The following is a 13277-nucleotide window of genomic DNA, read 5'->3' as shown; positions in this document are numbered from 1 at the left end:
CGGCCGTGCTTCCCAGGCACGGCCGTACAAGCTGGATGCTTAGAATGAACGATAAGAAACACATCCTTGTCATTGACGATGACGCGGGGATCCTGACCAGCCTCGATATCCTGTTACGCATGCAGGGGTATGACGTGACCGTGGAAACCCAGGCCGATCGCCTGCTTGCCCACTTGTCTGCCAGGCCCGTTGACCTGGTGCTGATGGACATGAACTTCCAGAAAGACACCACCTCCGGCCTGGAAGGCTTGCAGTTGCTGGCCGAAATGAAGAAGTTCGATGATTGCCTGCCGGCTGTCGCGATGACGGGGTGGGGAAGTGTCGACATCATCGTCAACGCCATGCGTGCCGGGGCGGCGGATTTCATTCAAAAACCATGGGACAACGAGCGTCTGCTGAGTATCGTGCAGCAGCAGATCGACCTGAGCCAGGCACGCCGTTCAGGCAATTGCCTGCGAGAGGAAAACAAGCTGCTCAAGCTGGCGCTTGAAGATGACATGGACAGCGAGTGGGTGGTGCGTTCCCCGGCGATGAAACGCTTGATCGGCCTGGTAGAGAAGGTGGCGGTGACCGATACCAGTGTGCTGATCCTGGGCGAAAACGGCACCGGTAAAAGCCTGCTCGCGCGCTATATCCACCAGATTTCCGCGCGCAACGAACACAGCATTGTCGAAGTGAACATGGGGTGCATCAACGAGCAGCTGTTCGAAAGCGAGATGTTCGGCCATGTCAAAGGCGCGTTTACCGACGCGCGGGAGAACCGTATCGGCCGGTTTGAACTGGCGGACAAGGGCACGCTGTTCCTCGATGAAATCGGCAACTTGCCCCTCACGCAGCAGGTGAAGCTGCTACGGGTGCTGGAAGAGCGCCAATTTGAGCGCGTGGGCTCGTCGCGTACCCAGACGACTCAATGCCGGATCATCGCCGCGACCAACTCCGACCTGGAAAAGGCCGTGGCGGAAGGGCGCTTCCGCCAGGACCTGCTGTACCGCATGAACCTGATTCAGATCCAGTTGCCGCCGCTGCGCGAGCGACTGGAAGATATCGAGCCGCTGACCGAGCGCTTCCTGAAACGTTTTGCGCGCAAGTACAACAAGCCATGTCCGGTCTTGACGCCGCAGGCACGCCAAGGGTTGCTTGGTTACCCATGGCCTGGAAACATCCGCGAACTCAGCCATCTGTTGGAGCGAGCCGTATTGTTGTGTCGCGCCAACGTGATTGATCTGGAAGACCTTTGCCTGCCGTTTTCGGTGCCACCCCAAAACAGGGAGCGCCTGCTCAACGACGTGCCTTCAGGATTGAGCGACGCCTGCACACTTGCCGAGGCAGAAGAAACCCTGCTGCTGCAACGCCTGCGCCAGTATGACGGCAACGCGGTCAAGGCCGCCGAGTCGCTGGGCCTCAGCCGCAGTGCCTTTTATCGTCGGCTTGAAAAATTAAAAATCTGCCATGAGTAAGTTTTTCCAGTCATTTGAAATACGTCACCTGTTGTTGTGCAGCCTCGCGCCGATAGGCGCAATCATTGCCTACTTGCTGCTATGGATTTTTCCGGCGCAGTCCATCTACCTCAAGTTGTTCACCCTGTTCATCCTGTGTGTGGCGATGGTTTATTTCTGCTACCACTTTTTTCAGCAGTTGATTTACAAAATCAACGTCATCTCCAACCTGCTGGAAGCGGTCGAACAGGAGGATTTCAGCCTGCGTGGGGTCACGACCGGGGCCGGGGTTTTCGAGGGCGTCATTGAGCAGATCAATGATATTTCCAGCCAGTTGTCGCGCCACCGCCAACAACAACGGGAGATGGATTTCCTGCTGCAAAAAGTGATTTCCAACATCACGGTTGCCATCTTCGCCCTGGACGGCAACCATCGCCTGATCTGGTGCAACAACGCTGCCTCACGCATGTTGGGCACCTCGCTGGAAAAATTGATTGGCGAGACGGCCAGCACCTGGCAGCTCGACAACCTGTTGCGCAGTGCCAACACGGAGCAACCGGTCGTGTCCGATCATGAAGGGCGGCCGGGACGCTACAAGGTCACCAGTGACACCTATATGGTCGACGGTGTACAGAACGTGCTGTTGTTTGTCAGTGACGTGGACGACATGTTGCGTCAGGAAGAGCAGAAAGCCTGGCAAGACCTGCTGCGTGTGATCAGTCACGAAATCAACAATTCCCTCAGTCCCATCGCCTCCATCAGCCAGATGCTGCAGCAACATTACCGGCTTCACTCAGACAACCTGCCGCCCGGGTTTACCGAAGGCATCGATCTGATCAATCGGCGCGCACGCGAGCTCATTGCATTTATCAGCAGCTATCGGCAATTGAGCAAACTGGCGCCGGCCCTCAAAGAGCGCGTGGACCTGGCTGCCCTGTTGGCCGAGTTGCCGCTGTTGTTCGCCCACCGGGTGATCACCCTGAAGGGACCACGTCCGCTGATGGCCAGCCTCGATCGGGTGCAGATCCATCAGTTGCTGATCAATCTGATAAAAAATGCCGACGAGTCCATGGGCAACAGCACTGACAGTATCGACATCGAATGGACTGAGGAGAAAGGACGCTTGCTGATCAGCATCCTGGATCGTGGCGTGGGGCTGACAAACCCGAAAAACCTGTTCGTACCGTTCTACACCACCAAACCCAATGGCACCGGCATCGGCCTGATCCTGTGCCGGCAAATTGCCGAAAGCCACGGCGGTTACCTGTCCCTGGAAAATCGCCATGACCAGACCGGTTGCAAGGTCACCATCAACTTACCGCTGCAATCCCCTGCCTGAGCTGATCGACGGCCGTGGCATCTGCCTGCTGCGGCACTTCGGCAGTGAATTGGCGGGGATGACGGTTCGCCAAGGTGCGCAACGTTGGCTGTACCAAGTGCTGGCCGCTTACCTTGAGGTCCCGGTTGACCAGGTGCGCATCGCCAGAACCGCTACTGGTAAACCGTGGCTGCCTGAACACGCCTGGCTGCGCTTCAACTTGACCCATAGCGGTGATTTGGCCGCTATCGCCTTGTGTCGAGAGCATGAGGTGGGGGTTGATCTGGAAATGGTCAGCGGCAAGGTTGCGGTCAAACAATCCATCGCCCAGCGCTTTTTCCACCCGGAGGAACAACGTTGGCTGGCGCTTGACGAAGCCGACTATCTCGCTCGCTTTACGCAGCTCTGGAGCCTCAAGGAAGCCTGGTTGAAGGCTCGCGGTACGGGGCTTACCCAATCGCTGGCCAGCTTTTGCGTCATCCCACAGGCGGGCTCGAGCGGGGTGGTCCACGTCAGGCAGGACGCACCCAGCGGTCGCGGGCAGATCCATTACTGCCAAGTGCAAGGGCAGGGACGTTTCTGCCTGGCTTATGGTGCGATCGTTGAGTCGCCGCAATCCTCAGTCCAATGGCAGCTCAGCTGCCATCAAACACAAAGTGATGGGTTTACACCGATTGTTTATGAACAGTCAGATGTCGAGATTTCGCTGGCAAACGAGCCCGTGGCGCCCGTATCGACCTGAGCCGATGGGCTGACAGACATCCGTGCGCCGGCCGACAGGCTGCCGTTGATCCGCGGGACGTGGCACAGGGATGATTCCGCGCCCATGCTCATCCGTACATTCGCGACGTCTGCAACGAAGGGCTGCGGCTTTTTATTGAAGGTGCCGCCCATCGCCAGGTCAAGCACCAGCTCTGCCGTCTTGCCCTCGATCTGGATGTCGGCGCCCATACTGCCGGCAACCGTCAGTTTGGATGAGTCGACGGCACAGGCAGGTGCTACGATTTTTATCCCGGCCTTGCCCGTCAGCGCCGTCAACGGCTCGCTGGTGTACAGCGTGATGTCCAGCGAATGGGAGACGAAGCGATCGTTCGCCGCGGCCTCATTGACCAGCAACAGCGCCTTTTTATTGGTCGTCACCTGGAGCTTGTTCAGCGTGTCTGTGGCACCCGACACCACCATCGACGAAGTGGCTGCGCACTTGATCGACAGGTTGATACCCTGTCGCACTTCTACGCTGTTGAAAGCTGTCAATGGAAAGGTCTTTTCTGCGGCCAGCGCCGAGTAACTGGTCGTGCCGGCGAGCAGGGCAAGCATCAACTTCATCGTTTTCAGGGTGTTCATATAACCTCCATAGTTCACAGTAATGTCGCCAGTGTGCGCAGGGTTGTTTCAACGCTGTCCTGAGGCATGCCAAAGTCCACCAGCCCGGCGACTTCATCGACGCCTTCACGCTTGAACTGTTGGAGTTGTGCCAGGCATTCGGTGGCAGAGCCAAACAAACCGTAGTGGTTGAGGTACTTTTCCACGCCCCATTTGAGCGCGTAAGCCTGCTTTTTTTCTGTTGTTTCCCGATCAAGAGTAGACGGGCCATTGAGGTTTTCGGACAGCTGCATAAAAGCGCGCAGGTAGCCCGTCAGGGCTGGTCGCAAGCGTGGCAATAACGATTCCCGGTCTGCTCCGGCCTGGGCATGCATCATCAACGTGACTGTGCCGCCCGCGGGGTCCAACCCGGCGGCTTGGCGTGCCTGGCGATAGCACGCGCAGTTTTCCTGCAGCTGTTCCCGGGTTTGTGCAATCAGGTGCGTGAGTACATTCAAGCCGCGTTTTCCGGCTTCGTTGAATAAGAGCGGATTACTCCCTGTCGTGACCCAGACCGGAATGTCGGCTTGATAGGCGGGCGGCCAGGTTTGCAGCGTGACCGGTTCGGGGTGTCCAGGCCGAGACAGTTCGTGACGGGTCACGGTTTCGCCGCGCCACAACGCTTGAACCTGTTCCAGGGACGTGAAGAGTACGTCATGGCGCTCACGGTAGTTCTGCGCATTGAGCACAAAATCATTACGCTGCCAACCCGCCGAAAACGCCACGCCTACCCGACCGCGTGAAAGGTTGTCCACCAGCGCCCATTCTTCAGCGACGCGCAACGGGTCATGCAGGGGCAGCACGACGCTGCCCGCGCGGATCGCAATACGTCGCGTGCTGGCGACCAATGCTGCGCTCATCACGGAGGGGTTGGGAAACATCCCACCGAAAGTGTGGAAGTGCCTTTCAGGCGTCCAGATAGCATGAAAGTTGAGTTCGTCCGCCAGCCGGGCGGTGCTCAGCAGTTGCTCATATTTTTCCGCAAAGCTGTCTCGGGCCACGTCCGAAAAACAGAACACGCTGAGCCGCGGGATGGCGTCTGACGCCAGGTCAGGCGATGCATTCATGCTGGGTGACCCTGTCTACGGATTCAATGATGAAATGGATAGCACCTCTGGGCATGACATTCAGACCGTACAACGGTGTGAGCGCTGCAGGGGGCGTTGAGGGCGCCAGGGTGAAATGACAAACGTTGCACAGTGTTTCTATGGCCGTGGTGAGCTGGTCCAGTGCGAGCGCCATACCCACACAGTTACGCTTGCCCACGCTGAATGGTACAAAGTGCTCACGTGGCACTTTGCCCTCCATGAAACGCTCTGGCCTGAAGCTCAGGGGTTCGGGCCAATAGGCGGCGTTGCGATGCACCAGCCAGGGTGAAAACAGCACATGGGTGCCGGCGGGAATCACCACGCCGTCGATTTCCAGCGGGTGCAGTGTGCCGCGTTCGAAAAATGCCGTAACCGGCGTAATGCGCAGCGACTCCTTGACGATGGCAGTCGCCAGGTCGCGTGTACCGTACCGGGATTCTTCACGGACCCGGTGCTGGTAGTCGGGATGCTGGGACAGGTGGGCCAGGCACCACAGCAGCGCAATGCCGGTGTTGTCCACACTGGCCACCAGGTTACCCAGCAACATGCTGATCGCCCGTTCTCGCTCCTGTGGATGCGCCTCGATATCCAGAGCCTGACAAAAGCGCTGCAGCATGCCGAGGTTGGCGCTGCCTTCGCCAGTCATCAGCGGCCCGATCATGGTTTCGAGCTCTTCACGAAACGCGACCAGCGCCGGGTGTTGGCTCAGCGTCGCATAATCCTCGGTCGGTGCCGCGACAATCAGTTGCTGGTAGATCCGGCGAAAGTGCTTGATCAGGCTGTCCAGCTGCAACGGGTCGAGCGTCGGACCGACGAAACCCTGGGCCACGCACATCAATGCCCACTGTAGGCAGATGTCTTGCAGGGAGTCCTTCTCCGGGTCCTGGAGCGTGTCCACCAACCATTGAGCGGAACGCTGGGTGCCTTGTTTGAGCAGCGTTGACTTGGGGTTGACCAGTGGCGCTGTGAGCTTTCTGGCCAGATGCCATTCGTCTCCTTCCCTGGCGGTAATCAGCGACTGACCCAGCAGGAGGCGTCTGACGGACTGGCCATTTTCCAGTTCTTTGTGAAAGCTCGCCTCATGTTCGATGAAAAACCGGATATGCCGGGCGCCCGCCAGCAGCAGGACGGTTTGCTCGTTTTCACCGATCCAGACTTTGTCGCCATGTTGACGGCAGGCACTTTCAGCGATTTTCAGGAAGCCCAGCTGTGCATACTTGGCGGCAGGTGGCTTGACGATTGGAATTACGGCGGGGCTGCTCAGCATGGGGTAGCCTCCTGTAAGGTATCGCAAGTGATTGCCGCGCAGCCTACCCAGCCGCCCAGGCCTACCGACAGCAGCAGAGCCGGGCGGCCGGTGTGCTGCGGAGCGTAGCGTTCGAGCAGCAGCAGAGGATCTGCGGCGTAGCAGTGCCCGCATTCGCCCAGCAGGTCCGTGGCGACTGATCTGCCTCGGTTTTCCGCGTGACGCAGCCAGGTTTGCCAGCTCAGACGGTTGATATTGTGGGGCAGCAGCCAGGCGTGTTGGCGTACATCCTCGGGGAAGGACGCCAGAGCGTGCTCGACCAGGTAGTTGTGGGACTGGTAGAAGCGTTTGGTATTTTCGCGAGTGCCGTCCAGGCCCTCCTGGAATCCGGGGTGATAAAAGCACTGGATGCCCGACACGTTGCATTGGCCACTTCCCGGCTTGAGCAGAGCCGCCGCGAAGCCGTCGGCAATCATGGTGCAGCCGGGTATGTAACGCTCGGCCAGGTCAAAGTCGGCCAACGTGTCGCCCACCAATAGCGCAATGCAGTGGTGCTTGCCCGATGCCAGCAGTTGCTCTGCCAGGCGCAATCCCCAGAACAGCGTGGCGCAGTTTTGCTGGTTGAGGGTCAGTAGCGGTGCATTCGGAGTGATGAAATGTGAGCGTCGTCGCAGGGTGCTCAGGTTGACGCTCTGGCGCCGGGAGTGTGCCGGCAGGCCCTGGATCAGGATGATCGCGTCGATGCGCTCACCGTCATCCAGGTTTTCAGCCAGTTGCTGCAACAGGGCATGAAAACAGCCTTCAGCACTTTCGTCCCCAGCCAGGGTAGCCACCTGCCGCATGCCGAACAGTTGGCTGAATGTCCGGGCTTCCGACGGTACGCCGCCTCGATGGGCAATAACCTGGTCCAGGTGCACTCGGGCGGGTGGAATGTAAGTGGCCAGCGAGGCAATATTCATCGTGGACCCTCCTCGGCGGCAAGCCCGCACACGCTGACGCCATTATCGTTTTCGCTGATCAGCAGGTAGTCACGCTGCGGCTCCCACAGGGTGCGCAGCGCTACGAAAGGGGCTGCACATAGCAAGTGAGGGTTGACGGCATAGGCGCGGGTGCCGACATACGCCGCCTCCAACAGCCGGGCGGGGCCGATCAGACTCAGGCGCTCCCTGCTCAGGCCCAACTGTTCAACGGTCTGCAACAGCCATGCTTCGGACCACTGTGCATGGCGCGCGCGCTTGAATCCGCGGTAGCGCAACCCGCGCTGTTGTGTGTTCAGCAGGCATACGCAGGCGTTATTTTCCGGTTGCAGGGCTGCCATCAGTGGCGACGCATACATCAGGTTTTTCTGCTCGGCAATCAACAAAAGGCCGTCCTCGTCTTTACCCGCCAGGCAATCATTGAGGCCGTCCAGGGCGAACAGGCCTGCGTCCGCTCCCCGGTCGCTGAATGCCAGTGCCAGGCATGCGGACAGGCCGAGTTGGTGGATGGCGGCATTCACCACCGAGCTGCCCATGTGCAGGTCTGGCGTCCAGTGCGCCATCAGCACGGTTTTCACCCGCGCAGGGTTGATGACCGCTGCTAACCGGGGCAACAGTACGGCAATCATTGCGCTGAAGGAGGCGCGCTCGGTGCTGGTGACCCATGCCTGCACTTGATCATCCTCTGGGCTGAGCGTCGCACCGTTAGCCTGGAAAAAATGCTGCGCGTAGGAGCGCCAGTGCGGGATATCGAGGTCCCACTCCGGCATTGGGGCTTCGGTCTGATGAAACGATTGGAACACGATATCGGCGGGATCGAGGCATAGTGTCACGGGCTTACCCTCTGGCTGACGGGCGGGCGGAAGCTATTGAGCAGGTGCACATTGCTCGTACCTTCCATGTACTCGAATGCAAAGCTGTCGCGATAGCGCTTGCGCAGCAGACGGTCTTGCAGCCAGTCGTTGCTGTTAAGCCAGTGAGGCAGATGACAGGCGGTGTCTTCCACCAGGCGGGTGGCATTGCGTTTGAGCTGGCTGGTGAGGGCATGCTGATGCTGGCCGTTGCTGTAGCCCTCTGCCACGGTGAGCATCTGTCGATAGACAGCGTGATATTTGCGCCACTGCCGGGCGACCCAACGTCGTGCCGCGTTCGGCAAGGGGCGAACGTCCAATGCGGTGAGCAAGCCAAACGTAGTGCCCAAAGCCATGGCCGCCACCATGGGCCGATGACGCTCGAATACCAGGCTCAAGGCGTTGAGCCCTTGCAAGAGCTCGCGGCGTTCGTGCCCCAGAATGTCTTCTTTCTCTACGCAATGGTCCTTGAACACCAGGCGGGTCAGTCCGGCACCTGCCAATCCAACCGTGCCCAGAGACTCGCGCAGCAAGGTAGGTCGGGTTTGATCCGGAAATACCATCACCAGCCGCTGGCTGTGTCGATACCGCGCAAACACCAGACCCGCGCTTGCCTGCATGGCACCGCCGATCAACGTTTTGGTGCCATTGAGCCGCCAGCCGTGTTCACCGTGCGTGAGCTCGCTGGTGATGGCGCCGGCATCCGACCCTACATCGGGTTCGGTGACGGCGAAAAATGTCCAGGTCGGGCGCTCTTCAAAACAGGCAAAAAAGCGTGCCTGCTGTTGTTCGTTACCCAGGGTCAGAATGGCGCGAGTACTCAGAGACGCGCCGGGCAGCAGCATCATTGCACTGGCATCGGCTCGGCTCAGGTATTCGATGATTTGCAGGTGCCGTGCATAACTGACGTTGGAAAATGCCGGTGTTTCCCAGAGGTTGAATCGTGAAGGTATGCCGATACAGGCGACGCTTCTGAGCTCTGGGTGATCCAGGCAGTCAATCGCCCGGTCGAGGTCGGTTTCGGCGAGCTGTCCGGCCGCAAGCAGTCGCTCTGACAGCGCGTAGAGTTGGGGATAGAGGCGGGTGATATCGCTCATAGGTCGTTGCGTTCGCGTAAAGGAAGAACTGAGCGTTAACTTAATTGGACGTCAAATTCGGGTATTGCTCCAGGTTGCAAAAGATCGAGATTTCGTTACCCGCGGGTAGCTCAAGCAATAGCGAGGAAAAGGTCGCGCCCATTCCCACGCTGGCCAGCATCACCCGACTACCGGTAGGCAGCTGTTGACTGCGGACAAGGGCGGCCAGGTTCAGGTAAGGGTCGGCGCCGAAGCAATGACCATAGCGGGGCACGTTCTGCAAGAAAATGCGGGTGCGCGGAATCTGCAGTTCGTCGGCCACTTTCTGCCAGGAAGACAGGTTGACGTTATGCGGTGCTATCCAGTCCAGGGTGTCCAGGGCGCAGTCGAAATGCTGCGCGGCGTTACGCATAGCTGTGCTGACAAACCTGAAATAGGCTTCGGCGAATGCCGGATTAGTTCTTGGTTCATTGCCCTTGTGTTCGCTGAACTCGCCGGCTTGCTCGCTATACCGGGCAATGATTCTGGCGCTCTCCCCTGACCGGCTGAATAACACGGCACAGCCTGCCTCGCCCATGATGGTGGTGCCGTCCAGCAGTTCGACCTTGGGGTGGAAGGCTTTTTCACCAATCAGCAGCAGGGCATATTCGCCTCCTTTGAGGCGGCTGCAGGCATACTCCACGCCAGCCAGCGAGGTCGCGCAGTGGCCCATCGTCAGGCTGCAGTACTCGGTGTCATCGGCAAAACCGTACCCCTCCAGCAGGGTCCTGCCGGTCAGGCGAAAAGGGCGCAGGGTAGGTACGGTATGCGCATGTACCACATGGCGGATGCGTGGGACGATGTCAGGGTGCGCCGCAACGAATTGCGCCAGCAGCGCGTGCATCAGATCATCCACCGTGCCGGGTTGGCGCGGGAAGTTTGCCAGGCCGTAGAACCGTGAAAACATCCGCACATCCATGTCACTCAGCCCGAGGGTATCGGCGACTTCTGCCAATGACTTGCTGTGCTCGGGAATGTGCAGGGTGATGGATTCAATATGCCCAAGCATTGGGATTCCCTTTTTCATGACCGGCGTTTTCCGCGCAGAGAAACCTACCCAGCGTCCGCAGGCTCGGCGGGTGGGAGAGGATGCCCAGGTGGCCCGTGTCTTCAACCATGTGCAACTGGCTGCCCGGTAATTGAGCCTGGATCTGCCCACCGTTGGCCGGGTTGATGCGCTGGTCCCGCGTGCCTTGCAGGATCAGCGCGGGCGCCTCGGTGAAGGTGTAAGGGCGGTCGGTCTGCAAGTCGGCAAGCATGGGGTAGCGGCTTTGGTAATAGGCTGCGAGCTGTGGCAGGTAATGGTTGGCCGCCCGGTGCAGCACCAGGTAGTGCTGCAATAGGTTGGACAGCGAGGCCGGGGCACAGAGCAGCGCCACCCGGTTGAGCACAAGCCCGACGCTATGGGCCATCGCCATGATGATCCCGCCTGCCGAATGAGCAACCACGCTGTCGAATGGACCGTAGGTCGCCTGCATCGCGAGTAGCAACGGGTACTGGCCGGGTAAGTCGCAACCGGCCGGGCTTTCGGGGTCATGGCCCAGCAAGAAGGGGGTGTAAACCCGGTATCCGTTGCTTTGCAGCACGCGTTGCGCTTGAGTCAGCATCATCGGATGGCCACCCCAACCGTGCAGAAGCAACACGCTTTTGGCCTGCGGGTCGTCGTTACCGTTAATCAGCACCCGGCTGCGATAGGGACCGCAGGCGAAACGCTCGGTTTTCATTGTGGCCAGCTGTTGCAACTCGGCCTTGCGCAACGGCATCACGGCAGGGTTGGCCATGCGCTCAATCAGTGAAGCAAGCTGGATATCCATTGCTTCCCCTAGGGTTGTGCAGAAAACAGCAGATAGTGCAGCGTTGCCTGCTGGGGCCTGGGGTCACCATTCAATCTCTGTAATGGGTCATACAGGTAAAGCAAGCGCTGCCCAGGCTTTAGCATCATGCTGGCCAGCGAGGCGGCGTATTCCGGATCAAAGGTGTCACTGCACACCCCCCAGGTTTCGATGAACCCAGGGGTATGGGCGATCAGGCTTTGCAGCAGCGGGGTGGCACCGCGCGCTGCCGGGTAAAGGCTGTCGTAAACCAACTGTGTCGGATATGGCTCGCTGGCGATACTACGGCAAAGTTCCACTGCGTCCCTGGCGTGCAGACGCTCACCGCAATCAAACTGTGGCCAATGCTGGTACCACTGGGCCTGGGTCGGTTGCTGCGCAGTAGCGATGAAGTGTCGGCTGTCCAACGTAATGGCTTGGCAGGTACTGACGATATTCAGTTGACCCTGCAGCAGAGGGGCGATGGTCATCGGCGCTCCAGGTTGGCTTGTCGGGGTGAGAAGCTTGTGCCCAGTTGGTGGATCTGCCGTGTGCCCTCGGTGTATTCAAAAGCCTTCACGTCACGAAATGCCTGCCACAAGGCACTGGGCACCGGTTGTGTATCGGTGGGGAAGGCGTGGATAAGCCGGCTGACAATCTCGTCGGCAACGATCACGCAGTCGGTTTTTACCATGCCAGGAGGTTTTCCCGGGGCTTGCTGCTTATCGGCTTGCTGGCAGACGGTTAACGCTTCACGGTAAGCAACGTCCCAGCGCCGCTTCAGTGCCGACAGGCGCTGTGACTGTGCCGTGGTAGGCGAGACGCAGGCTTGCCACTCGTGCAGTGCGCGGCGTGCCACACCCAGCGCCAGCGCTCCTACGCAGGGGCGCAGAGCATCGAACGTAGCCATTGCCGACTGTGCAAAGCGCTGGGTTGGTTTCAAATGCTGTCCGAGCAGATCCTGCGTCGGGATAAACAGGTTGTCGAACTCCATCAGCGCCAGGTTGGCGCCATCAAGCCCGGTCAGCGCCAGGCGATGGCGAGCGATGGACGGGCTTTGCGGTCTGAATACAAACGCGTTGATTCCCAATTGCCCCGGTGCGGTACGTGCAAACAGCACGCCGGTATCGGCGACTATGCCATTGCCGATAAACATCTTGCGCCCCGAAATGAGGTATCCACCGTCAACCGCTGTTGCAGTGGTTTGCAGGGCACCGGCATCGCTTCCCTGTGCGGGTTCGGTCATCGCAAAACACGACCAGCACAAGCCCCGTTGAAACTGACTGAAAAAACCATCCTGCTGCTGTTCGTTGCCCAACCCGGCGACGACATAGGCTGCCATGCTCGGCCCAGGCGCACTGAAAATCAGTGCCGGGGAGACAAAGCCCAACTGTTCGTAGAGTTCATAGCGTCTGGCCTGGCTTAACACCTGGTGGCCTGAAGATTCCAGGTAGCGTTGCGGCAAGCCAAGCTGATTCAGCGTCGGAGCGAACGACCACTGGCCCATGACCTGCCGTGTATCACCAAACTGGCGCAGTTGGTCGGCAACCTCTTGGGCATCTTCGCCCAGCGGGAAGGGAGTCCGGGCGAAAGCCTCATCGTAGAACTGACTCATAGCGGACCTGACATGATTTCGATCACCCCGGCATCAGGGTGATAGAGATGGCTGGAGCGATGGTTGCTATCAAATGCGTTGAAGGGGCGTGTCAATACGATCCAGCCTGCTGTCTTCATCGTGCTGAAATGCTCGTCGAAGTCACTGACCTCGAAACAGATGTGGTAGGGCAGCGATGACTTGCCGGATTTGGCCAACAGCTCGCGCAAAGGAAGGTTGTTTTCCAGCGGCTCGACCAACTCGATCTGGCTGTTCCCATCCGTGGTCTCCAGCAGGCTGATGAACACTTTTTGTGCCGCCACATATTCCCTGAACCGGACGGTAACCGGGAAAAACGGTCTCACCGCGACAGCGGTCGCCTGGCTGTCGCACACCACATAACCGATATGACTGAAACGCATCGCGCCGCCCTTATTTTTGAGGAAACGTCTTACGCCGGCACCTGCCGGTGCCGGTTC

Annotated in this window: 14 protein-coding genes; 3 read left to right on the top strand and 11 right to left on the bottom strand. The window is 59.2% G+C overall.

The features are described 5' to 3' along the window. Positions 1-44: 44 nt before the first annotated feature. The 3 genes from M5B97_RS17725 to M5B97_RS17715 are packed head-to-tail and all read left to right on the top strand — an operon-like array spanning position 45 to position 3496. On the top strand, positions 45-1457 hold the full coding sequence (locus tag M5B97_RS17725) for a sigma-54 dependent transcriptional regulator (RefSeq protein WP_248732180.1): 1413 nt from the start codon (positions 45-47) through the stop codon (positions 1455-1457). Then, the gene (locus M5B97_RS17720; RefSeq protein WP_248732179.1) at positions 1450-2775 is read left to right on the top strand and encodes an ATP-binding protein; all 1326 of its coding nucleotides are present in this window, start codon (positions 1450-1452) and stop codon (positions 2773-2775) included. The genes M5B97_RS17725 and M5B97_RS17720 overlap by 8 nt, the downstream gene beginning before the upstream one ends. After that, positions 2720-3496, top strand: coding sequence for a 4'-phosphopantetheinyl transferase superfamily protein (locus tag M5B97_RS17715; protein WP_248732178.1), 777 nt, complete (start codon positions 2720-2722; stop codon positions 3494-3496). Before M5B97_RS17720 ends, M5B97_RS17715 begins: the two co-directional genes overlap by 56 nt. On the opposite strand, the gene M5B97_RS17710 is transcribed toward M5B97_RS17715, so the two are convergent. Genes M5B97_RS17710 through M5B97_RS17660 form a run of 11 tightly spaced genes read right to left on the bottom strand, consistent with a single transcriptional unit; the run spans position 3433 to position 13220 of the window. Then, positions 3433-4098 carry a DUF2807 domain-containing protein gene (locus M5B97_RS17710; protein WP_248732177.1) on the bottom strand — a complete coding sequence of 222 codons (666 nt, stop codon included), beginning with the start codon at positions 4096-4098 and terminating at the stop codon, positions 3433-3435. The two genes, M5B97_RS17715 and M5B97_RS17710, sit on opposite strands and share 64 nt — an antisense overlap. A gap of 14 nt (positions 4099-4112) precedes the next feature. After that, positions 4113-5183, bottom strand: a complete 1071-nt coding sequence (locus M5B97_RS17705) for a MupA/Atu3671 family FMN-dependent luciferase-like monooxygenase (RefSeq protein WP_248732176.1) — start codon at positions 5181-5183, stop codon at positions 4113-4115. After that, the gene (locus tag M5B97_RS17700) at positions 5167-6471 is read right to left on the bottom strand and encodes a cytochrome P450 (RefSeq protein WP_248732175.1); all 1305 of its coding nucleotides are present in this window, start codon (positions 6469-6471) and stop codon (positions 5167-5169) included. The genes M5B97_RS17705 and M5B97_RS17700 overlap by 17 nt, the downstream gene beginning before the upstream one ends. Beyond that, positions 6465-7409, bottom strand: coding sequence for a 3-oxoacyl-[acyl-carrier-protein] synthase III C-terminal domain-containing protein (locus tag M5B97_RS17695; RefSeq protein ID WP_248732174.1), 945 nt, complete (start codon positions 7407-7409; stop codon positions 6465-6467). The genes M5B97_RS17700 and M5B97_RS17695 overlap by 7 nt, the downstream gene beginning before the upstream one ends. Further along, the gene (locus M5B97_RS17690) at positions 7406-8260 is read right to left on the bottom strand and encodes a hypothetical protein (RefSeq protein ID WP_248732173.1); all 855 of its coding nucleotides are present in this window, start codon (positions 8258-8260) and stop codon (positions 7406-7408) included. Before M5B97_RS17690 ends, M5B97_RS17695 begins: the two co-directional genes overlap by 4 nt. Next, entirely contained in the window at positions 8257-9375 is a 1119-nt protein-coding gene (locus M5B97_RS17685) for an acyl-CoA dehydrogenase family protein (RefSeq protein WP_248732172.1), read from the bottom strand. Before M5B97_RS17685 ends, M5B97_RS17690 begins: the two co-directional genes overlap by 4 nt. A 40-nt stretch (positions 9376-9415) precedes the next feature. Beyond that, positions 9416-10420, bottom strand: a complete 1005-nt coding sequence (locus M5B97_RS17680; RefSeq protein WP_248732171.1) for a 3-oxoacyl-[acyl-carrier-protein] synthase III C-terminal domain-containing protein — start codon at positions 10418-10420, stop codon at positions 9416-9418. Continuing rightward, positions 10386-11207 carry an alpha/beta hydrolase gene (locus M5B97_RS17675; RefSeq protein WP_248732170.1) on the bottom strand — a complete coding sequence of 274 codons (822 nt, stop codon included), beginning with the start codon at positions 11205-11207 and terminating at the stop codon, positions 10386-10388. The genes M5B97_RS17680 and M5B97_RS17675 overlap by 35 nt, the downstream gene beginning before the upstream one ends. A gap of 8 nt (positions 11208-11215) precedes the next feature. After that, on the bottom strand, positions 11216-11695 hold the full coding sequence (locus M5B97_RS17670) for a hypothetical protein (RefSeq protein WP_248732169.1): 480 nt from the start codon (positions 11693-11695) through the stop codon (positions 11216-11218). After that, positions 11692-12819: an acyl-CoA dehydrogenase family protein gene (locus M5B97_RS17665; protein WP_248732168.1), complete on the bottom strand. Its 1128-nt coding sequence runs from the start codon at positions 12817-12819 to the stop codon at positions 11692-11694. Before M5B97_RS17665 ends, M5B97_RS17670 begins: the two co-directional genes overlap by 4 nt. Next, positions 12816-13220, bottom strand: coding sequence for a VOC family protein (locus M5B97_RS17660; protein WP_248732167.1), 405 nt, complete (start codon positions 13218-13220; stop codon positions 12816-12818). Before M5B97_RS17660 ends, M5B97_RS17665 begins: the two co-directional genes overlap by 4 nt. Positions 13221-13277 lie beyond the last annotated feature (57 nt).

The sequence above is a fragment of the Pseudomonas sp. MWU13-2517 genome (assembly GCF_023242545.1).
In the GTDB taxonomy this organism is placed as follows: Bacteria; Pseudomonadota; Gammaproteobacteria; order Pseudomonadales; family Pseudomonadaceae; genus Aquipseudomonas.
This window is presented reverse-complemented; position numbering and strand designations above follow the sequence as displayed.

Bases quoted from the DNA above. Each gene is read 5' to 3' on its own strand.
- M5B97_RS17725 (WP_248732180.1), top strand. From the start codon at position 45: ATGAACGATAAGAAACACATCCTTGTCATTGACGATGACGCGGGGATC.
- M5B97_RS17720 (WP_248732179.1), top strand. From the start codon at position 1,450: ATGAGTAAGTTTTTCCAGTCATTTGAAATACGTCACCTGTTGTTGTGC.
- M5B97_RS17715 (WP_248732178.1), top strand. From the start codon at position 2,720: ATGACCAGACCGGTTGCAAGGTCACCATCAACTTACCGCTGCAATCCC.
- M5B97_RS17710 (WP_248732177.1), bottom strand. From the start codon at position 4,098: ATGAACACCCTGAAAACGATGAAGTTGATGCTTGCCCTGCTCGCCGGC.
- M5B97_RS17705 (WP_248732176.1), bottom strand. From the start codon at position 5,183: ATGAATGCATCGCCTGACCTGGCGTCAGACGCCATCCCGCGGCTCAGC.
- M5B97_RS17700 (WP_248732175.1), bottom strand. From the start codon at position 6,471: ATGCTGAGCAGCCCCGCCGTAATTCCAATCGTCAAGCCACCTGCCGCC.
- M5B97_RS17695 (WP_248732174.1), bottom strand. From the start codon at position 7,409: ATGAATATTGCCTCGCTGGCCACTTACATTCCACCCGCCCGAGTGCAC.
- M5B97_RS17685 (WP_248732172.1), bottom strand. From the start codon at position 9,375: ATGAGCGATATCACCCGCCTCTATCCCCAACTCTACGCGCTGTCAGAG.
- M5B97_RS17680 (WP_248732171.1), bottom strand. From the start codon at position 10,420: ATGAAAAAGGGAATCCCAATGCTTGGGCATATTGAATCCATCACCCTG.
- M5B97_RS17675 (WP_248732170.1), bottom strand. From the start codon at position 11,207: ATGGATATCCAGCTTGCTTCACTGATTGAGCGCATGGCCAACCCTGCC.
- M5B97_RS17670 (WP_248732169.1), bottom strand. From the start codon at position 11,695: ATGACCATCGCCCCTCTGCTGCAGGGTCAACTGAATATCGTCAGTACC.
- M5B97_RS17665 (WP_248732168.1), bottom strand. From the start codon at position 12,819: ATGAGTCAGTTCTACGATGAGGCTTTCGCCCGGACTCCCTTCCCGCTG.
- M5B97_RS17660 (WP_248732167.1), bottom strand. From the start codon at position 13,220: ATGCGTTTCAGTCATATCGGTTATGTGGTGTGCGACAGCCAGGCGACC.